Consider the following 19,314-nt stretch of genomic DNA (forward strand, 5'->3'; position numbering starts at 1 on the left):
GTCGGCTCTACGGTCCCCGTCTCGGTCAGACGCGAAACGGACCGACGCGCCGCTTCCGTTTCTCTTCGACTCCCGGTTTCCGATTCTCTGTTCGTGCAGCCTCGATACGGTGTCGTATCCGGGAACAGTGTCGACGAGCGACCCCGAAGCGTAGACACACCACACCGCGACGACCGACTTACGGGTACTCGTTGAGATACGTTCGCAGTCCCGCGGAACCGCGGTCCTCGATGCCGTTTTCGAGGACGCTCTCCTTGATCGTCACGCCGCTGCTCTGGTCGTAGAGCTGGACCGCTTCCCTGCCGCCGGTCGACCCGGCCGTGAGTTCCTCCATCCACGTGTCGTCGCCGACGTTGACGACCGGATAGCCGCCGGAGATGTACCGACCGCCGTAGAGGAAGCAGTCGTCACCGGTGAGTTCGATGCCGTGGCGGTATCGCGTGCTTATCTGGTCGATGGTGACCGCGCGAATCTGGGTGTTGTCCCGGTCGGCGCGAATCGCCGCGCGAGCGGTGTCGTCGCCGACGCTGCCGGTGAACGTGCAGTACTCGGCGACGGCGCGCTCGGAGTTCGAGCCGGCCTTCGTCCAGAGACCGTAGCCGCCCGGAGTCCGCTGTTCGATGTCGCTGTGGAGGAGTACCGTCTCGCCCGCCTCCGGGGAGACGACGACGCCGTGGTTCGGTTCGTCGCCGTCGACGCTGATGGAGAGCCCCGAGAGCCACGCGGAGTCGGCGCTGTTCTGCACCGAGACGGCCGCACCGTTGGCCGCGTCGAGTCGAATCGTCGTGTCGAACACCGACAGCCCCGACCCGTTTTCGAGGCGGATACCCCGCTGGTTGACGTCGTACTCGCGGTTTCGGTCGACGACGACCATCGCGCCGCGGACGTAGCTGTTCTGTCCGGCGAGGCGGATGCTCGCCGCCCTGCTGTTTCGGTACTCGCCGCCGCGGACGACGACCTGACCGTCGTCGTCGGAGACGTAGAGGCCGTTGTCGGGGAAGCCGCCGAGTTCGCAGTCGCGGAACTCGATGGTTCCGCGGTGGTTCACGTCGACGATGATGCCGGTCGGACCCCACCGGAGATCGCCGGGCGTCCGCGCCGAATACGTACCGCCGTCGGGCGCACGGAAGTTCTCGACGAGACCCGAGCCCGACGAGCTGGTGATGTTGAACAGTCCCGGCCCCCACGTGCCGCTGTCGTGCTCGCCGACGACGTCGACGTCGCGGACGACGAGGCCGTCGTCGACTTCGACGTGGAAGGCGCGAATACCCGTGTCGGCGGCGGTCTGGTCGATGGTGAAGTTCTCGATGTGGAGGTCGACGCCCGGGTCGTAGTCGACACCGAGCCGGAAGAGGCGGTACTGGGGGCCGTCGAACTCCTCGTAGCTCGCCGGGACGATAGTCGCGCCGTTGCTGGCGAGTCCGAAGTTCGAAAAGCCGGTGAAGCGGAACTGCTCGTCCATGTAGTAGCGGCCCGGCGGGAACTTGACGAGCGTGTCGTCGTCGGCTACCTCGCGGAGAACCGGCGTAATCGACTCACCCCCCTCCGGGTCGGCTCCGGCGTCGACGATGTCGACGACGGTTCCGTAGTCGTCGTTCAGCGAGTGTGTCGCAGCGGCGGTGCCCGAAGACGATGCGACGCCGAGGGCAGCGGCCCCGGCCAGTGAGAGATACGAGCGACGATTCAGTTGCCTGTTTCGAGAGTTATCGGTAGGCACGTCTATCACGCACTGCTGAGTGTGTTTTATTACCACCCGGCTAACAGTGCGGAAACCGTACTACAACACTCGAAACAGTCGAAACACGCGTGTTTCGAGTATTTGTGTCTACTATAATATGGTTCGAAAGAAAACGAGAGGACTCAGAACGGCGAGGCCGATCGGAACGTCAAGAGCGCCCCGAACAGGTCGCCAACGTCGGTCGTCTCGGTCGTCGAGTTGGTCGAGTCGGTCGTCGAGTTGGTCGAGTCGGTCGTCGAGTTGGTCGAGTCGGTCGTCGAATCGGTAGACGACGTCTCGGTCGACTCGGTCGTCTCGGTCGTCGACTCGGTCGTCTCGGTCGTCGAGTCAGTCGTTTCGGTCGACGTCGATGTGGTGGTCGTTTCCGACGGCGTCGACGTGGTGGTCGTCTCAGTCGGTGTCGACGTGGTGGTCGTCTCAGTCGGTGTCGACGTGGTCGTCTCTGTCGGTTCCGACGTGGTGGTCGTTTCCGTCGGCGTTGACGTGGTTGTCTCAGTCGGTGTCGATGTCGTGGTCGTCTCAGTCGGTGCCGACGTGGTAGTTGTCTCCGTCGGCGTCGATGTGGTGGTCGTTTCCGTCGGCGTCGACGTGGTGGTCGTCTCGTTCGGCGTCGACGTGGTGGTCTCTGTCGGTTCCGACGTAGTGGTCGTCTCCGTCGGGGTATCCGACTGACCGTCGTCGTCACTATCGCTGTCTCCGTCGTCGCTGTCTCCGTCGTCGCTGTCTCCGTCGTCGTCGTCACCACCGCCGAACCAGTCGCCGATACCACCGTCGTCGTCACCACCGCCGTCTTCGGGCGTCTGTGTCGTTGTCGACGCGTTCGAGTCGTTCGGCCCGTCCGTGGTGTTCGTCCCGGTCTGGTCGCCGTCGTCGCCGGCGGTCGACTCGTTGGACGTGTCCGGAGTGGGTGTCGGCGTCGGTGTCGGCGTTTCCGTAGTGTTGCTGTAGTCGGGCATCGACGGACCATCGTCGTCGTCGCCGACGATGCCCACGTCAGCGAGGACGACGCCGCCGGCGGCGACGAACAGCAGCAGTCCAGCGACGAACATGCTCCGCTGCATCACGTTCTTCCCCCCGTCGGTGACGAGGCGGGCGTGCCGCCAGTAGAGGTTGTCACCGGCCTTACCGACGGGGCCGGGGAACTCGGCGAGTAGTTCGAGGACCTCGCCGACGCCGAGCGCGCCGGTGAGACACGCGACGCAGACGAAAAGCAGCAGTCCGACCGGCGGAACGACGACCAGCGAGAGGAGGTCGTTACCGACGAGCGACGGCAACACGAGCACGAGCGGCGCGGCGACGCCGATAGTGGCGAGACTTCGGAAGAGGCGAGCCTCCGAGACGGGGTCGAAGCCGACCTTCTTCGCACTCCAGAGGTGAAAGAGGAACATCGTCCCGTAGCCGACGCTGGTGGCGACGGCCGCCCCGCGCATCCCGAACTGCGGGATGAGCGCGACGTTGAGCGCGACGTTGATGGCCGCCGCCGCGCCCGTCGCGGCGACCGGGAACTTCATCGTCCCGTTGCCCTGCGCGACGGCGAGAATCGGCCGCGCGACGGCGAATCCGACGGTCCCCGGCAGAAGCAGGATGAGCGGGATGACCGCGTTGACGAACTCCTCGCCGAGGTAGAGCGGGACGACGACCGGGGCGAGCGCCGCGAGGCCGAGCGCCATGATACCCGTAAAGAGGAGCGTGTAGCGCGTCGTCCGCGCGGTGAGTTTCGAGATGCGCTCGGTCTGTCCCTTCGACCACATCTCGGAGGTGGAGTGGACGAAGACGGTCTGGAAGGCGATAGGGGCGAACCAGAGAAACTCCGCGATGGCGAGCGCGCCCTTGTAGTGGCCGACGACGGCGTTCGGCTCCCAGTACTGCAGCATCAGGATGTCGAGGTGGTACAGCGACATCATGAGCGCCATCAGCACGATGCTCATCCCGTTGAACGTCAGCATCTCGCGGCGCGGTATCGTGGTCGGAGTGCCTCGGAACACCGCCGAGAGCGACACCTGCTTTCCGACCAGGACCAGACCGATGAGGCCGACGACGATGCCGGAGACGAGATGCCCGATGAGCGCCCCGAGGACGCCGTGGCCGAGGACGACCAGCGAGACGCCGACGCCGATGAACAGGAGCGAGTCGAGAACTCGCAGCGGCTCGGAGTACTCCTCGAGACCGAACCCCATCAGCGTCCGACGGGTGTAGGCGCGGAACTGCGCGGCGACGACCAGTCCGGCGAGAACCGCCGCGTACTGGACGAACGTGTCGCCGAACAGCGCGCCGCCGAGGCCGGTCTCGGCGAGGACGAGCACCGTGCCGCTACCGACCAGCGCGAGCACGATGGCGACGCGGAAGTAGAAGCCGACGACTGCGTCCTCCCAGTTGGGGTCGTCGCGGTCCTCGGCGATGTACTTGCGGACGCCGTCGGTGACGCCGGAACTGACGAAGATCATCAACAGCGCGAACACCGACAGGAGCGTCGTGTACGCGCCGACGTTCGCGTCGCCGAGTTCGCGGTACAGAAGCGGCGTCGTCGCCGCACCGATGATGAGCGTGGCGACGCGACTGCCGCCCACCGAGAGGATACCTTTCAGAATCGACCGATCCATCAGCCGCTCACCGGATAGCGATGTGAGAGACGTCTGGCAGGGGCGATGCTGTGGAGGCGCAGTGACATGGTCGCCACTCGGCGCTCCGGGGTGATTATTATAGAGACGCTATGCGGGTCTACCGCCGGAATTCGGGCGGCCGTAAGCTGTCGGCGTCCGCAGCCGAGGTGACCGCCGCTCAGTTTATTTAGTTCTCGTCACTCGACGTTAGAACTCGTTACCCCACGCGCGCAACTCGTCTTCGCTCTTGTCGTAGATGCCGTTGGCGAGCGTGCTCTGTTTGATGTAGGCGTCGCGGCTGGGGTCGTACAGATACAGCGCGTAGTAGCCGTCGGCGGACTCGGCATAGGTCCCCTCGACGCGGAGGCCGTCGCCGTAGTTACAGATCGGTCGCTCGCTCGCCACGTACTCGCCGCCGTATATCTTGCAGTCGTCGGCGACGTTCTCCACGGCGCGGCGGTGCGGCGCGCCCGTCTGGTCGACGGTCACCATCGAGAGCCGCACGTTATCTCGCGCACAGAAGATGGCCGAGCGTGCGCCCTCGTCGCCCACGTCCCCGGTTATCTTCACGTTCTCGCAGTTCACCCGCGCCGTCCGGGTGCTGTCGGCGAGTTTGATGCCGTATCCGCCGGGGGTGTTCATGTCGATGGCCGTGCGGTAGATAGTGGTCTCGCCCGCCTCCGGAGAGACGACGATACCGTGTTTCACTCTGTCGCCGGCCATCGAGATGCGAACGTCCTGAATCCACGTCGACTCGCAGGTGTTCATCACCGTCAGCGCGTGACCGTTGACCGACGGGATGCGGATGTCGGTGTCGCGAACCGAGAGATCCGTACCGTTCTCGAGGCGAATCGCCCGCTGGTTGACGTCCTGGGGGCGGTTGTCGTCGACGATGACCGTCGCGTTTCGAATCTCGCTTCCCTCGCCGCCGAGGCGGATGTTGGCGGTGTCGCTGTTCTTGTACAGGCCGCCGTCGACGACGATTTTTCCGGTCCCCCCGGAGGCGTACAGGCCGTTGTCGGGGAACCCGCCGAGTTCGCAGTCCCTGAACGTCAACTCACCGTGGTTGTGGACGTTCGCGACGATGCCGCTCGGCCCCTTCCAGAGGTTGCCGTCGTTGGGGGTTTCGTCGACCCACGCGCCGCCGTCGGGCGCGCGGAATCGCTCGACGATGCCGACGCCGTCCTCGTCGGTGACGCAGAACCGACCCGGCCCCCACGTTCCGCTGTCGTGGTGGCCGATAACGTCGACGTCGCGGACCTGCAGCCGCTTCGACGCCAGCGCGTCGATGACGCGGATGCCCGTGTCGTCGGCGGTGAAGTCGACCTCGAACCCCTCGAATCTGATATCCGTACCCGGAGCGTAGTGGACTCCCAGTCGGAAGAGCCGGTACTGCGGTCCCTCGAAATCGTGGTAGCTCGCCGGAACGAGCGTCGCGTCGTTGCCGACGAGACCGAACTGCTCGAAGCCCGAGAACCGGAACTGCCGGTCCATCAGGTAGCGACCCGGCGGGAAGACGAGGAGTGTGTTGTCTCCGCGGAGACGCTCCAAAACGTCGTTTATCGGCTGTCCGCCCGTGTTGTCGGCGCCGGCCTCGACCACGTCGTACACGCGGTCGTACTCCGCGAAGAGGTCGGTCGTATCGGACGAAGACGCCGCGCCGACCCCGGTTCCCAGCCGGACGCCGGCCCCGGCGACCCCCACGCCGAGAACGCCTTTGAGATAGCCGCGTCGCGTTCGGTTCGTCGCGTCGTCGTCGTTTGCTTCTACTGTCGCTTCGTCACCGCAGATGTACATATTGTTCGCCATGGTGTGTCACCCGTCGCACCCCCATCCTCGAAAACGGTGTTCGACCCCCCGTTATCGTGCCCCTAACGTGGTCATCATTTTGGTAGGTGTGCAACGTTCGTGGAAACAATACAGAACAATCAGTTCTAATAAACAGTCGTTCATCACTGTAGGTTTTAAGTATAGGATGACGATAACGATCGATTAACCGGAGATTACTGACCTCCAAATCGACAGCAGTCCGCGCTTCTCACTCGACGCGTCGACGGCAGGGGTCCCCTCCGGTTTCGGACCGACGGCCCAGCGAGTTATGAGCTTGCTAAACGGTCTCTCGCGGTGTTTTTCGGGAGTTTGGCTGATTCGAGCGCCCGGGGGCGGCCGGCGGTCGGAAGGGGCGAAAAAAAGGTGTGAAACCGCTTTCGTATCAAAAATCGGCACCGACGATTCGATCTCGGTGAGAACGCCTCCGCGTCGACGGTTTCGGGTTCGTGTCGAACGGCGTCGTCGGGTCGAACCGCTTCGTCGAGTCGACGGTCACGAATCGGGGTCGAAGGCGGGGGAGACGAGCGTGTTTCCGACGAGGGTTCCGGTACCGCGACGGAGCTGTTGGGAGACCGCAGACGGGGAGACGCCGAACCGGTCGGCCAACTCGTTTTGCGAACTCCGTCGCGGAACGTCGTAGTAGCCCATCTCGTGGGCGGCTCGGAGCAGCCGTTGCTGGTCGTCCGTGAGACCGTACCGCGTAGCGCCACCCTGGCCGTTGTCCGCGTCGGGGCTGTACAGTTGGCGGACGCGGAACTCGACATCGTTCTCGCGGCAGCGAGCGCTCAGCTTCGAGAGGATCTTTCGACCGGGGAGACGCATGCGGACGTGCCACCCGCCGCTGTTGTTCTCGGCGGTCGTCACCGACGCGCCGAGCGCCTCAGGGATCTGCGTGGGCCACCGCGCCGAGTCGCCCAGTCCGACGCGGTACGTCCGGTAGTTCGGATCGACGCCGACGAGCGTCGGGTCGTCGACGGTCGGGTCGTCGACGAGCGCGCGCTCGAACTCGTCGTAATCGACGTTCGCGGCGGTGAAAAACAGCGTTCGGCGGCCGCGGTACGTCGTCTGCGACTGCGGCCGAACGGTCGCTTCGGAGACGGCGTCGAGCGTCGGACACAGCAGGATAGAGGGGTGTGCGAGGTACGCTTCGACGACGAGCCCGTAGCGATCGGTCTCGAGGCCGGACGCCGCCGTCGGCCCGTCGGTTTGCCGCCCGTGACGGTCGTCGGGGTCGCCGTCCATGCTCAGCGGCACGGGAGCGCCCACCTGCGGAGACGGGACCTGCTCGTCGACGGCGTCGCCGCCTTCACCGGCGCTATCGTGGGGTGAGAGTGGACCCTCATGCTAGCGGAGTACTGGGGACGGAACTCAGATAAACCCAAAGCTCCGTTTCGATTGTTTCTCCACCGGAGAGCGGCTTTAGCAACGATATAAGCACTCAGAGTTCGGTCGCCGCCGACCGCCGTGCGTCATCGACGCGACTGCGCCGCGGCCGGCCGGGGCCGTCGGCGTCGCTCCGCGACGAACAGCCCGAGAGCGAGAACGCAGACGACCAGTTCGACCGGGAACGACGGCGAGGAGAGGTAGCGGACGACGTACCCCTCGGAGAGAAACGGTATCGCCGACAGGAGCGTGTCCGTGTATCCCGGTATCGACCCGTCGACCATCGGATTCGACCAGTGCGTCACCGGCCACCCCAGCATTCCGGCGGCGTGCGCCCCCCGTCCGTCGAGCGTCAACTGGAGGAGGTCGGCACCGAGATGCGAGAGCCACCCGGCGGCGAAGGCGACGCCCGCTCGGCGGGTCGCCTCGTCGACGACGACGCGCAGCGTCGCTCCGACGAGGACGAGCCCGAAAATCGAGTGGGAGACGGTCTGGTAGGCGGGGAGGACGCCGGCGAGTCCGAGCGATTTGTCGACGACGTCGGGGAGCGCAGCGCCCAACAGACACCACCCCAGCGCGAGACGCGCTCGGACGCCGAGGAGGTAGCCGACGGCGAGATGTGCGGGGAACCACATTGGGTTCGCCAAATCCGTTTCCCCGCATAAGCGCACGGATTCCCCTCGATTGGTGACGGGGAACCGACAGACCTCGACGGGGGGCGAGACGGCTGCGGCGAGGGGGTGAGACCACTGCGGCGAGGGGGTGAGACGATATCGCCGGCGCGGCCGCTCGAGGACTGAAAATTCCGCAGAGCGCGTGAACGCCGTGTACCCCTACCCGTGTTCCCGACACCCTGCGGTCTGTATCATCGTAAATGAACAACCAGTATATAAACGTGTGTCAGACGGGCGTCAGTCGTCGGCGTCGGCGGCCTTGATGTCTTCGAGTTTCGAGAGGAGGTCGTCGGTCGACGCGTCGGAGTCGAACGTCACTTTCCCGTCGTGGTCCTTCTCGTGAACGCTCACGCCCTCGTCCGCGTCGGCGTTCACAGTCTGGTCTCGCTGCTCGGACTCGTCGTAGCTACCAAAACCCATACTTCGAAGTTCGGGCGCCGATACAAAACAGGTGCGGTACGGCGGTGTTCGTGTCAGGGTCGTCAGTCGTCCGCCGGCGACTGTCTCGCTTTGTCGGCGAACTTCTCTCTGACCTTTCTGATCTTGGGTTCGGCGTTGAACGTGCAGTAGGCGTCGCCGGGATTCTTCTCGTAGTAGTCCTGGTGATTCTCCTCGGCGACGTAGAACTCGCCGAGCGGTTCGATCTCGGTGACGATGGGGTCGTCGAACGCGCCCTCGGCTTCGAGTTCCTCGACGAACGACTCGACGAGGTCGCGCTGTTCGTCGTCGTGGTAGTACACCGCAGAGCGGTACTGGGTGCCGACGTCCGGACCCTGTCGGTTGAGCGTCGTCGGGTCGTGGACGGTGAAGAACACCTGCAGGATGTCCTCGTAGCTCAGTTTCTCGGGGTCGTACTCGACCTCGACAGCCTCGGCGTGGCCCGTCTCGCCCGTACAAACCTGTCTGTACGTCGGGTCGGCCACGTCGCCGCCGGTGTAGCCGGAGGTCGCTTCGAGAACGCCGTCGAGTTCCTTCATCGCGGCTTCGATACACCAGAAGCAGCCGCCGGCGAGCGTCGCCGTCTCTGTGTTGTCCATGGGTGAGGTAGGGGCGCGAGGCGTTAAGATGCTACGGAACCGGGAGTCCGGGGAGGTCGCGGTGGAGCGTCGATGCGCGCTACTCGTTCAGCCGCGACAGCTCCTCGTCGGAGAGGTCGATGTGGGTGGCGGCGACGTTGTCGCGGAGGTGCTCGACGCTGGAGGTGCCCGGAATCGGCAGCATCACGTCCGAGCGGTGCAGCAACCACGCGAGCGCAATCTGCTGGGGCGTCGCGTCGTGGGCGTCTGCGATGTCGTCGACGGCGTCGGCTCTGTCGCCGAGGTCACCCGCGCCGAGCGGGTACCACGGGATGAAGCCGATGCCGGCGTCCTCGCAGGCGTCGAGTACGTCCTCCTGCTCTCTGTCGCCCACGTTGAACCGGTTCTGGACGGTGGCGATATCGACGATATCGCGGGCGGTGTCGAGTTGCTCGACGGAGACGTTGCTGAGGCCGACGTGGCCGATTTTCCCCTCGTCCTTCAACTCGGCGAGCGCCCGTACCGACTCCTCGAAGTCGACGTCGGGGTCCGGGCGGTGGAGCTGGTAGAGGTCGATGCTGTCGACGCGGAGTCGGTCGAGGCTCCCCAGAATCGCGTTCCGGAGGTAGTCGGGGTCGCCGTTCGGAAGCCAGTCGCCGTCGTCGTTCCGAAGCAGGCCGCCCTTGGTGGCGACGACGAGGTCGTCGGGGTACGGGTGGAGCGCCTCGCCGATGAGTCGCTCGCTGACGACCGGCCCGTAGGAGTCGGCGGTGTCGACGAGGTCGGTGCCCGTCGCGATGACTTCGTGGAGCACGTGACGGGCCTCCTCGGTGTCGTCGGGTTCGCCGATGATGTCGTCGCCGGTGAGACGCATCGCGCCGTAGCCGAGTCTGTGAACGGTGAGTTCGCCGCCGATATCGAACGTGTCGCTTCGGTTTTCGACCGTCATAGAGGGGAAGACGGCCGCGACACAGTAGCCTCTTGTGGCACCGGTACTCTCGCCACCGGCCGTTCGCCGCCCGCGACGCTCGCCCCTCGTCGCCGAGGCGCGGCGACGACCGAACGACTCACCGTCGGCGTTCTTCGCGCTCGCGCGCACGGGCGGTCCAGCGGGGAGCCGGACGACCGCCGGTAACTGTTCACCGGGGTGGCAACACGTCGAGTCCGCGCGTCGGTCGAAGGTCGTCCGGGACGGCGTCGAGCGTCCGCCGCTCTTGGCTGAACGCGCCGCGGTAGCTGAGCACGTGGCCCGCGAGCACGTTCTCGACGACGGCATCGACGTGATATCGCTCGTCGGCGTCGTCGTACCGGTCGCGGACCTCGACGTTCGCGGCGAGCGGTCCGGGGAGTCGGGCGTATCGCTCGCCGCGTCGAACCCACTGTCGGCCGCTCCCGACGACGAGCGCGCCCGCGTCGACCGAGGGCAGAAGCTCCGAGACGAGGGGACCGTCGGTTCCGAGGAAGTCGAGCAGTCGCTCGTTCTCGTCGTCCCAGACGGTTAGCGAGTCGAACCGCCGCCGTCTCCGACCGAACGAGAACTCCCGAATCGTCGCCAGCGCTTCGCGCCCGGCGTCGTCGCGGAGGCCGACGGTTTTGACGGTGAAGGGGACGTCGTGACCCCCTTCCGGAAACAGGAGATTCCGCGGGGCCATCGCGTACAGCGCCGGGAGGACGTGCGTTCCGCGACTGATGTCCATCTCGCCGCGGCCGACGCAGAGCACGTCGTCGTCGGCATCGAGGGCGTACCGCTCTCTGACCTTCGGGTGGAGGTCGTCGACTCCGTCGCCGAGCGCACGCTCGTAGACGCCGGTCATCGGTTCTCGCCCTTCCGGACGAGTCCCGTGACGGTCCCCGACAGCACGCGTTCGTCCCCGCGCGAGCAGCCCACGTTCGCGGCGAGGTCGTACCGGTCGGGCCGCTCCTCGACCGATTCGTAGGTCCACGTGCAGGTGATTCGCTCGCCGGTGTAGACGGGGCGCGAGAAGGTGAACTCCATCGTGTGCGCGAGGACCTTCTGTCGGCCGCCGATCTGCGTGGGGAGCGTCGCCGTCAGCAGTCCGTGAACCATCCGCCGTCCCTCGTCGTCCGGTTCGGTGTGCTGCGGTTGCGTGTCGCCGGAGAGGTCGGCGAAGCGGTCGACCTCCTCGGGCGTGAACGTTCGTTCGACGGTGTAGCTCTCGCCCGGTGTCGGCGGTGTCATCGTTCGATGTACTACGCTCGCGCCGGGGTAAAATGAGAGGGGCCGCTCGGGCAATCCGCGGCTGTGGCGTCGACCTCGGCGCTCGGTACTGACGCGTCCGTCGCGTCGGCCGCGTGGCTGTCGATACGGCATCCTGTCGAGAGCCCGCATCGCCCGCTGTCACGCTCGGAACTGTCGACCGAGGATTCGTATAGCACCCAGTAGTGTATCAGACGCGTGACGACCGCACCGGTCCATCGAATCCCGACGGCGAGTCACTGACAGCTATTTACCGATGGGCCCACCAGTGCGAATCGATGCGCGAGGAGGCAGCCATCGAATCGACTATCGAGCGGTATCTCGACGGCGTCGAGGCGGGTAACTCCCGAAAGAACTACCGCTCGGTGTTGACCGAGTGGGCCGCGTGGCTTCGAGAGGAGGCGGGTGTGACCGCAGTCGACGCGGTGACGGTGATGCACTGTCGGCGCTACGCCCGACACCTCAAGCGACTCGTCCGGGAGGGCGACCTCCGAGCGAGCACGGCGAACACCTACTACGCGTACGTCCGAGCGTTTCTCGGATTCTGCGTCGCCGACGAGTTGGCAGGGACGAATCCGGCGAAATCGGCGCGTGCGACCGACGAACTCCCCGAAGACCACGGCGACAGGGACCGCCAGTTCTGGCGTCGTAAACAGCGTGATGCTATACTCAGCTACGTCGACCGGCGAGCCGAGGAGGCGCGAGCGAACGGCTCCGACCGAGAGATCCGTCGAGCGTTCCGAAACAGGGCGCTCGTCTCGCTGCTGGCGCTCTCGGGAGTCCGCGGCGGCGAGGCGTTCGCCGCTGCCGCCGACGAGCGACGAACGGGACTCCGGTGGAGCGACGTCGACGTCGACGCCAACGCCGTTCGGGTGTTCGGGAAATCCCGGGAGTACGAGTACGCACAGCTGCCCGAGCGCGCGAGCGCGGCGCTTCTCGACTACCGCGAGCGCTGTGAACCCGCAGACTCGTCGTGGCCGGTGTTTCCGACCGCTCACGGCCCGTCGCTCCGGCGGGCCGTCGAGACGCAGCTCGGCGAGCGGGGGTGGACCGACGAGGAGATAGACGACCGCTGTTCGGAGGACCCACTGTCCGCGGTACTCCGCGAAGAACGAGTAACGCCGCCGTCGCTCACGACGAACGGGGCGCGGAGCGTGATGAAACGTCTCTGTGCCGACGCGGGTATCGACGTGCGCGGCGAGTACCTCAAGCCCCACGGCGCGCGACGCGGACTCGGCCACGAACTGTACGCCAACGGCCACGCGGAACTCGCACAGTCGGCGCTCAGACACGCGAGTATCGAGACGACCCACGAGTCGTACTCGGACATCCGTGCGGCCGAGACTGCGAGAGAAGTCGACCGAGTTCTACAGCGCGACTAACCCTCGAAGTCGCCCTCGAGCGTCACGCGGTCCGCCGTCACGTCCGCGACGGAGCCCGAGCCGATGGGGTATCGTTCCTCGTCTGCACCGCTCCACGTGACTTGGACACCCTCGCCGAACCGGAGGTAGAAGCCCTCGTCGGTCACTTCGTCGACGGTCCCGACTTCGTTTCCGTCGTCGTCGTACACCGGCTTGTCGACGTCGTCCTCGGACAGTTGTGACGCCATACCGTACCGGACGGGCGCGAGACGTGAATAACTGATGGCGATTCAGCACTGCGAGCGAGACAACGACGTCGGCAGTCGACGGGTAGTACAGAGAGACGGGACCGGTGCAACGCTCGCAACCGACGCGTGTCCGAACAGTAACTGACCAGGGTGCACGCGAGCGTCGCGTGCGACGCCGACGGCAACCGGGGACAGAAGAACGTTATTTCGGAACCGAACCGTCCGTGGTCGCCGGGCACACAGTGTGCAAATTGCAGAAATTTCTGAACGTCGTCGGGACGTGGATAACGTTAAGACACGCCGGAGAGACGTGGTGAACCGATGAGACGGTCGACAGTTGGCGCGCGGTGTCCACATCGGAGACAGTGTACAATTTGTAGACGGTTCGGCCAGTCCGGACCGGGTGAGCGTCGATGAGTCGCGCGGTGAGCGTCTCGCTACAGAAAGGCGGCGTCGGCAAGACCACCGTCGCCATCAACCTCGCGGACGCGCTCGCGGCGCGCGGCAACGACGTGCTCCTCGTCGATTTAGACCAGCAGGGGAACGCGACCGAAGGCGTCGGTCTCAAGGAGTGTTACGAGGCCGACGGCCCGCACATCGGCGACGTGCTCACCGAGGACGACCCCGTGGCCATCGACGCGGTGATACACGAACGCGAGGGGTTCGACGTCGTTCCGGCCCACGTCGACCTCGACGGCGCCGAAGACCGGGTTCGGAACTCGACGTTCGGCGTGTTGTGGGTCCGCCGACGTATCGTCGAACCGCTTCTCGGCGACCGGTACGACTACGTGGTCATCGACTCGCCGCCGAGTCTCGGACCGCTGTCGGACGCGGCGCTCATCGGGTCGGGCAACGTCATCGTCCCGCTTCTGATGAGCGAACCGAGCGTCAGCGGCTTCGAGCGGATGTGGGAGCAACAGATCGTTCCAATCCGCCAGGAGGTCGACCTCGACCTGCTCGCCATCGTGCCGAACGACCTCAGCGGCAACAACGAGGAGAAGCGCATCATCCAGGATCTGGAGTCGTCGCCGTTCGCCGAGTACCTCCCCGAGTTCGCCCGGAGCGGCGAGTTCGACGACGACGACTCTCCGGGCCCCGGCCTGCGCCGACGCATCGCGTTCCGCCGCTCCTGGCGCGACGGAAAGACGCTCCGCGAGTACGAACCGGACAACGACATGGTCGGCCGACTCGACGAACTCGCGCGCGTCGTCGAATCGGGGGCCGTCGACGCCGGCGGGGACGAGGAGGTGACCGCCAGTGCCTGACGGGAACCGGTTCGCGGGACTGAGCGACGCGCTCGGCGACGAGGCGGAGCGCGAGAGCGAGGCCGTCGAGCGCGATGAGACCGACCGACCCGCCGAGACGGTCGGCGACGACGAGGCGACCGACAGCGAGGCGACCGACGGCGAAACGGTCGAGGAGGGGTCGGACTCCGGCCCCGTCGCGTCGGCGTCGACCGACGAGGAGGGCGGACCCGCGTTCTCATTCGAGGAGACGACGCCCAAGAGCGTCTACGTCCGCGACGAGACGCTCGATGCGCTCGAAGACCTGGAGTTCGAGGTGGAGGCCGCGCTCCGCCGCGAGTACGGCGTCCGCGACGTGACCGGACGGGAGTTTCACGACGCGCTGGTGCGCGTCGCCGCCGAGCACGCCGACGACATCGCCGCACTGGTCGTCGAGACGCGTGACCGGTGAGCGCGTGCGCGGTAGCCGTCGCCGAAACCGACGGTCGGTCACACTCGATACACTCGGAGAAGAGACCGTCGGCGCACGCTGACGGTCGACGAACGTTTATCCGCGTCCTCGTGGCGAAACCACGTGCGGAACCATGGCCACAGAAACTCAATCCCTGCAGACGCTTCGAGACCTGTTCGAGTACGAACTCGGCGCGATGTACTACGTGGAGAACCGACTCGTCGACACGCTCGACGAGCTCGCGATGCAGACGCCGAACGAGAACATCAGCCGAGGGTTCGCCGACCACCGCGACGAGACGCGGAAACAGGTCGAACGGCTGGAGCGCGTGTTCGACGCCATCGACCGCGACCCGTTCGAGCACGAGGTACACGCGCTCGACGGCATGCTCCAGGACAAGCAGTCGTTCGACGAGATGGTCGGAGAAGACGAACTCCGCAACGTCCACTATCTCGGTGCCGGAATGAAGACCGAGCGGTTCGAGATAACGAGCTACGAGAGCCTCCAGATGCTCGCCGACAGACTCGACATGGGTAGCGACGTGACCGACCCGCTGGAACAGAACCTCGACGAAGAGCAGCGAACTCTGGACGAACTCCAGACGATGGCGACCGGGTCGAAGCTCAAGGAACTGTTCCAGAAGCTCACCGGCTGAACCGGGTCGTCAGCCGAGCGGTCGGGCGTCGAGCGTCCGGCCCCGGCGGAACGTTTTTCGACACCGCTCGACGTTTCCGGGAGTTCAGTCCGAGCGGTCGGCGCCTTCCAGAGACGCCCCGAGCAGCTGCGAGAGTCCGTTTCGGAGGTGTTCGTGGAACGTCGCGGGAGCGATGCCGAGCCCCTCGGCGATCTCCTCGCCGGTGCTCTCGCGCGGCCAGGTGAAGTAGCCGGCGGCGAACGCCGCTTCGAGAGCGGCCTGCTGTTTGTCCGTGAGTCGCGAGGCCAGCGCGGACTGGAACTGCTTGAGCGTCTGGACGCTGCGCGTCGTCGACCGCTGGGCGACGAGCTCGGCGTCGGGGTACGCCCGTTGGACCGCGGTGGCGATTTCGCGGATGTCTATCTCGTGGGGCACTTCGGCGACGACGCGGAACTCGCCGTCCTCGACGACGGCCTCTACCACCTGGCCGCCGTACGTCGCCAGTTTCGAGGTGATAGGCGTCTCCGGCGAGCGAATCTCGACCAGACAGCCGTCTTCCTGTTCGGAGACGACGCGGGCGTGGTCGACGGAAGGGTCGTCGGTGAGCGCGGCCTGGACCTCCTCCCAGCCCATGCCGTGGACGCGGATGAACTGGATGGCTTTGTCGTCGGCGAGCGGAATCGTCCGCTCGTACGTCACCGTGCAGTCGCTGTCGTCGGTCGCCGCGAACAGCGGGCTGTCGGGGTCGCGCATGACGAACTCCAGTTCGACGACGATGTTGTCTAACAGCGCTTCCTTGCGCTCGATGGCGTTGATGGCGTGGCCGACGATCTCGCGGAGTTGGGCGACTGCGTCGCGTTCCTGACCGGTAAACCCGTGTTCGCGCGACGAGTAGATAGTGAGCACGTCGTACTGGAACTCCTGGAACCCGATGGGGACGGCGGCGACCGAGTGGTAGCCGTTCTCCAGGGCCCACGAGCGCCACTCGCTGTCCGGTTCGTCTTCGACGTCGGTGACGACTTCGACCTCCTGGCTTCGCGTCGCTCGCATCGCCGGGGTACCGTGCTCGACGTCGGTGGCGTCGAACGACTCGGTCTCCGAACTCAGCGAGGCGGCGTCGATGCCGGCGCTGGCGCGCGGCGAAATCGTTCCGCGGGCGCTGTTCACCTCGCCGATCCACGCCGCGTCGTACGACGGGGAGTCGACGAGACGCTCGCAGACGATCTCCTCGACCTCTTCGCGGGTCGACATCGAGACGAGCGCGCTGTTGATTCCCCTGATGACGCGGTTGATCTGGTCGAGCGCCAACAGCTGTTCGCGCTGCTCGCGGAGCTGCTTCTCCCGCCGTTTCCGCTCGGTGATGTCTCGCTGTGAGCCGAGGTAGTGGACGATATCGCCCTGTTCGTCACGGATGGGCACGATCTCGACCTGGTTCCAAAACGGCGTGCCGTCTTTGCGGTAGTTCTTCAGTTCGACGGAGGCGGACTCGCCCTCGTCGACGGCTTCGCGCAGTTGGTCGACCGTCTCGGGGTCGGTCTCTGCGCCCTGGAGAAAGCGACAGTTCTGCCCGATCGCCTCGCTGGCCGTGTAGCCGGTGACCTCCTCGAACCCCTTGTTGACGTAGATGAGCGGGTTGTCGGGACGGTTGGGGTCCGAGAGACAGAGCGCGATGCCGGCGTCGTCCATCGCACGCGTTTTCACCCACAGCTCGCGGTCCCGGATGTCCTGTTCGCTCTCGCTCGGTTGGACACCGACGGAGCCGCGGAACTCCTCGTCCGGCGGCCGCGAGATGAGGTCCAGCGCGAACGAGGCGGTGTCGCCGTCGGCGGTCGATATCTCCGTCTCGACGGTCTCGACCGCGATGGTGTCGGCGTCGAGTAGGCGCTGAATCGCCTCGGCGAGCGCGTCGTTACGCTCGTCGTCGACCGAGCCGTCCTCTCCGGTAGACTGGCTCAACAGTTCGAGCGCGTCGTGGCCGACGAGCTCCTCGCGGGTGTAGCCGGTCGTCTCCAGGAACAGGTCGGTCACCGCGGCGATGGTTCCGTCCGTCTTGAGCCAGATAGTGCAACGGTACGTCGTGTCGGGGGATTCCGAAGCGATTCGACGTGTATCTTCCGGCGTGTTCTGGTGTGACATCTTTAGTGGAGATGTGCGTCGCAAACCGGTGTGATTGGTGTGACGGCGATGTTCGGTGTGGCGGCGATGTTCGGTGTGACAGTGATGTTCGGCGTGACGGCACGTAGTCGGAAGAGCCCCGTGTGCGTGAAGTCGACGAGTACACAGCCGGGATGTGGGACAGTCGAGACGGGAGCGGCCGCGCTCGGCTCGCGCCCGAATGTCGGTGCTCGTTTTACCGTCCGCGCGCCCATAATTGCTGGGGTGCGAGTGCTGCTGTCACAGACTGTTTTATCGACGAACCAATCTCTTTTGGCCGTTTACCTATGATAGTTCGATATAAACGTTCGAGCGATGCACGACAGACCCGTCGACGCAACTACGTCCGAACTCGGAAGTCGCCTGGTCACGTCGTTCTCCACCGAGCAACTCCAGACACTCTTCGCCAGCAGTCGACGTCAACAGGCCGTTCGAGCGCTCCAAGCGTGCTCGCAACCGACGACGTTGGACGCACTCGTCGACGCTGTCGTCGCGCAGAATCCGGGAGAGATCTCCGACGAGGCGACGGACCGAAAACGAATCCGAGTCAGTTTGTACCACGTAGACCTACCGAAACTCGAAGCGGCGGATATTCTCTACTTCGACAAGGACGAACGGGTCGTCACCGAACTCTCCGACGACATCGACGGGGTCAGTCTGTAATCTTCCGTCGAACTCCCAATCTCTTATGGGGTCATCTTCACACCGGAGACGAACCTGCGTAGACACAGTGGCGCAGATCGAAATCACGCTCCCGAACGACAAGCAAGCACAGTTCGAGCGTCTCGCCGCGGAGGAGTTTCTCACCGAAGAACGCGCGATAGAGGGGTTGCTCTCGGTCGGACTCGAAGCCTACCGGGACGTCGCTGACCGAACCGAAACGGAAGTCGAACGGAGTCTCTTCTCCGCGGACGCCGAAGACGAGTACGGCCAACGCGGAGAGCTATAACTCGTCAGACCGTTTTCTCGCCGACTAAGAACCAACCGGGAGCGCCGCGACAGTCGCTTCGAGCGCCGAGTTTCGGAAGTCGGACCGTTCACACTTGCACACACGAACATCGTGGAATTTTCAGACTGTGTGAAAATTGTGACGGGCGACGACCGAGGAGCCAGCGAGCGTCGTTCGACAAATCACCGCTCGGCGAGTCACGAACCGCCGCTCAGCGAGTCACGAACCGTCGCTCGGCGAGTCACGAGTCACGGCCGTCGCTCGACGAGTCGTCACAGGTCGGGCGTTATCGGCGGTCGAACCGTTCGATCGTCGATAGGAGGCCGACGTACTCGGCTCGCCGGGTGGCGAGTGCGGCCAGCCGGTCGTCGAGGTCGGCGAGCGCGGTGTGAACGTCGTCCGCGACGGTTTCGGTGTCGCGGTCGCCCACCTCGAACTGCACCCGCCTGACGTGTTTGCAGCGGACGTCGCGGTACTGGAAGTCGGGACAGGTACACGCCGGTTCGCGCGTGTCGACGACGTACTCGTCGCCGTTACCCGTGCGGACGCGGTAGAAGTCGGGGGCTTCTCTGTCGACGAACATCGTCTCGGTGAGCGCGCGCACGTCGCGTTCGTCGACGGGGTCCGAAGTCGATTCTGCTGTCGTGTCTGGAACGTCTGGTTTCGAGGTCATGTGTCGCCTTGGTGTGTTTCGGCGAGGCGAAGTTCGGTCGTCTGTTCGCACGCTGTTCAGGTGCTGCACGGGCATAAATCGACGTTCCGTCGGATTCCGGACGGGTCGGACGGGAGCGTTCGTCGACCAATCTGTGCAGGC

The 19,314-nt window shown here is 65.3% G+C and carries 19 protein-coding genes; 6 read left to right on the plus strand and 13 right to left on the minus strand.

The genetic code is table 11. The annotated features are described in order from the left end of the window. Positions 1–178: 178 nt before the first annotated feature. The 10 genes from DV709_RS15275 to DV709_RS15320 form a co-directional block, all read right to left on the minus strand. A complete protein-coding gene (locus DV709_RS15275; protein WP_117595247.1) occupies positions 179–1,717 on the minus strand; it encodes a right-handed parallel beta-helix repeat-containing protein in 1,539 nt (512 codons plus the stop codon). Between the two features lie 143 nt (positions 1,718–1,860). Then, positions 1,861–4,338, minus strand: coding sequence for a flippase (locus DV709_RS15280; protein WP_117595248.1), 2,478 nt, complete (start codon positions 4,336–4,338; stop codon positions 1,861–1,863). A gap of 207 nt (positions 4,339–4,545) precedes the next feature. Beyond that, complete coding sequence (locus DV709_RS15285; protein ID WP_198665732.1) at positions 4,546–6,147, minus strand: right-handed parallel beta-helix repeat-containing protein; 1,602 nt, start codon at positions 6,145–6,147, stop codon at positions 4,546–4,548. A 513-nt stretch (positions 6,148–6,660) separates the two neighbouring features. Beyond that, a complete protein-coding gene (locus DV709_RS15290) occupies positions 6,661–7,422 on the minus strand; it encodes a helix-turn-helix domain-containing protein (protein WP_157972761.1) in 762 nt (253 codons plus the stop codon). Between the two features lie 215 nt (positions 7,423–7,637). Continuing rightward, positions 7,638–8,186 carry a metal-dependent hydrolase gene (locus DV709_RS15295; protein WP_117595250.1) on the minus strand — a complete coding sequence of 183 codons (549 nt, stop codon included), beginning with the start codon at positions 8,184–8,186 and terminating at the stop codon, positions 7,638–7,640. Between the two features lie 276 nt (positions 8,187–8,462). After that, complete coding sequence (locus DV709_RS15300; RefSeq protein ID WP_117595251.1) at positions 8,463–8,645, minus strand: DUF5786 family protein; 183 nt, start codon at positions 8,643–8,645, stop codon at positions 8,463–8,465. A gap of 62 nt (positions 8,646–8,707) precedes the next feature. Beyond that, on the minus strand, positions 8,708–9,262 hold the full coding sequence (gene msrA / locus DV709_RS15305; RefSeq protein ID WP_117595252.1) for a peptide-methionine (S)-S-oxide reductase MsrA: 555 nt from the start codon (positions 9,260–9,262) through the stop codon (positions 8,708–8,710). A gap of 79 nt (positions 9,263–9,341) precedes the next feature. After that, complete coding sequence (locus DV709_RS15310; protein ID WP_117595352.1) at positions 9,342–10,190, minus strand: aldo/keto reductase; 849 nt, start codon at positions 10,188–10,190, stop codon at positions 9,342–9,344. Between the two features lie 190 nt (positions 10,191–10,380). Beyond that, positions 10,381–11,055, minus strand: coding sequence for a DUF4166 domain-containing protein (locus DV709_RS15315; RefSeq protein WP_117595253.1), 675 nt, complete (start codon positions 11,053–11,055; stop codon positions 10,381–10,383). Further along, the gene (locus DV709_RS15320) at positions 11,052–11,441 is read right to left on the minus strand and encodes a MaoC/PaaZ C-terminal domain-containing protein (RefSeq protein ID WP_117595254.1); all 390 of its coding nucleotides are present in this window, start codon (positions 11,439–11,441) and stop codon (positions 11,052–11,054) included. The genes DV709_RS15315 and DV709_RS15320 overlap by 4 nt, the downstream gene beginning before the upstream one ends. Positions 11,442–11,737: 296 nt before the next feature. Between DV709_RS15320 and DV709_RS15325 the strand changes: the two genes are divergently transcribed. Then, on the plus strand, positions 11,738–12,841 hold the full coding sequence (locus DV709_RS15325; protein WP_117595255.1) for a tyrosine-type recombinase/integrase: 1,104 nt from the start codon (positions 11,738–11,740) through the stop codon (positions 12,839–12,841). Here DV709_RS15325 and DV709_RS15330 read toward each other — a convergent pair. Continuing rightward, entirely contained in the window at positions 12,838–13,068 is a 231-nt protein-coding gene (locus tag DV709_RS15330; RefSeq protein WP_117595256.1) for a hypothetical protein, read from the minus strand. The genes DV709_RS15325 and DV709_RS15330 overlap by 4 nt on opposite strands. A 413-nt stretch (positions 13,069–13,481) precedes the next feature. On the opposite strand from DV709_RS15330, the gene DV709_RS15335 reads away from it, so the two are divergent. From DV709_RS15335 to DV709_RS15345, 3 genes are all read left to right on the plus strand, one after another. Then, positions 13,482–14,333, plus strand: a complete 852-nt coding sequence (locus DV709_RS15335) for a ParA family protein (RefSeq protein WP_117595257.1) — start codon at positions 13,482–13,484, stop codon at positions 14,331–14,333. Further along, positions 14,326–14,763, plus strand: coding sequence for a hypothetical protein (locus DV709_RS15340; RefSeq protein WP_117595258.1), 438 nt, complete (start codon positions 14,326–14,328; stop codon positions 14,761–14,763). The genes DV709_RS15335 and DV709_RS15340 overlap by 8 nt, the downstream gene beginning before the upstream one ends. 133 nt (positions 14,764–14,896) lie before the next feature. Further along, positions 14,897–15,418: a YciE/YciF ferroxidase family protein gene (locus DV709_RS15345; protein ID WP_117595259.1), complete on the plus strand. Its 522-nt coding sequence runs from the start codon at positions 14,897–14,899 to the stop codon at positions 15,416–15,418. 84 nt (positions 15,419–15,502) lie between these two features. Here DV709_RS15345 and DV709_RS15350 read toward each other — a convergent pair whose 3' ends face one another. Continuing rightward, the gene (locus DV709_RS15350) at positions 15,503–17,533 is read right to left on the minus strand and encodes a bacterio-opsin activator domain-containing protein (protein WP_117595260.1); all 2,031 of its coding nucleotides are present in this window, start codon (positions 17,531–17,533) and stop codon (positions 15,503–15,505) included. A gap of 333 nt (positions 17,534–17,866) precedes the next feature. Here DV709_RS15350 and DV709_RS15355 point away from each other — a divergent pair, with 333 nt between their 5' ends. Together DV709_RS15355 and DV709_RS15360 are read left to right on the plus strand one after the other, a co-directional pair. Beyond that, positions 17,867–18,214, plus strand: a complete 348-nt coding sequence (locus DV709_RS15355) for a DUF7344 domain-containing protein (protein WP_117595261.1) — start codon at positions 17,867–17,869, stop codon at positions 18,212–18,214. Positions 18,215–18,281: 67 nt separating this feature from the next. Continuing rightward, a complete protein-coding gene (locus tag DV709_RS15360) occupies positions 18,282–18,500 on the plus strand; it encodes a cell surface protein (protein ID WP_117595262.1) in 219 nt (72 codons plus the stop codon). A 286-nt stretch (positions 18,501–18,786) separates the two neighbouring features. Here the strand turns inward: DV709_RS15360 and DV709_RS15365 are convergent, their stop codons facing one another. Further along, complete coding sequence (locus tag DV709_RS15365) at positions 18,787–19,173, minus strand: SWIM zinc finger family protein (protein WP_117595263.1); 387 nt, start codon at positions 19,171–19,173, stop codon at positions 18,787–18,789. Between the last annotated feature and the right edge of the window lie 141 nt (positions 19,174–19,314).

The sequence above is a fragment of the Haloprofundus halophilus genome, assembly GCF_003439925.1.
Taxonomy (GTDB): Archaea; Halobacteriota; Halobacteria; order Halobacteriales; family Haloferacaceae; genus Haloprofundus; species Haloprofundus halophilus.

Bases quoted from the DNA above. Each gene is read 5' to 3' on its own strand.
- DV709_RS15350 (WP_117595260.1), bottom strand. From the start codon at position 17,533: ATGTCACACCAGAACACGCCGGAAGATACACGTCGAATCGCTTCGGAA.
- DV709_RS15315 (WP_117595253.1), bottom strand. From the start codon at position 11,055: ATGACCGGCGTCTACGAGCGTGCGCTCGGCGACGGAGTCGACGACCTC.
- msrA (WP_117595252.1), bottom strand. From the start codon at position 9,262: ATGGACAACACAGAGACGGCGACGCTCGCCGGCGGCTGCTTCTGGTGT.
- DV709_RS15355 (WP_117595261.1), top strand. From the start codon at position 17,867: ATGCACGACAGACCCGTCGACGCAACTACGTCCGAACTCGGAAGTCGC.
- DV709_RS15345 (WP_117595259.1), top strand. From the start codon at position 14,897: ATGGCCACAGAAACTCAATCCCTGCAGACGCTTCGAGACCTGTTCGAG.
- DV709_RS15280 (WP_117595248.1), bottom strand. From the start codon at position 4,338: ATGGATCGGTCGATTCTGAAAGGTATCCTCTCGGTGGGCGGCAGTCGC.
- DV709_RS15365 (WP_117595263.1), bottom strand. From the start codon at position 19,173: ATGACCTCGAAACCAGACGTTCCAGACACGACAGCAGAATCGACTTCG.
- DV709_RS15310 (WP_117595352.1), bottom strand. From the start codon at position 10,190: ATGACGGTCGAAAACCGAAGCGACACGTTCGATATCGGCGGCGAACTC.
- DV709_RS15330 (WP_117595256.1), bottom strand. From the start codon at position 13,068: ATGGCGTCACAACTGTCCGAGGACGACGTCGACAAGCCGGTGTACGAC.
- DV709_RS15335 (WP_117595257.1), top strand. From the start codon at position 13,482: ATGAGTCGCGCGGTGAGCGTCTCGCTACAGAAAGGCGGCGTCGGCAAG.
- DV709_RS15320 (WP_117595254.1), bottom strand. From the start codon at position 11,441: ATGACACCGCCGACACCGGGCGAGAGCTACACCGTCGAACGAACGTTC.
- DV709_RS15300 (WP_117595251.1), bottom strand. From the start codon at position 8,645: ATGGGTTTTGGTAGCTACGACGAGTCCGAGCAGCGAGACCAGACTGTG.
- DV709_RS15325 (WP_117595255.1), top strand. From the start codon at position 11,738: ATGCGCGAGGAGGCAGCCATCGAATCGACTATCGAGCGGTATCTCGAC.
- DV709_RS15285 (WP_198665732.1), bottom strand. From the start codon at position 6,147: ATGGCGAACAATATGTACATCTGCGGTGACGAAGCGACAGTAGAAGCA.
- DV709_RS15295 (WP_117595250.1), bottom strand. From the start codon at position 8,186: ATGTGGTTCCCCGCACATCTCGCCGTCGGCTACCTCCTCGGCGTCCGA.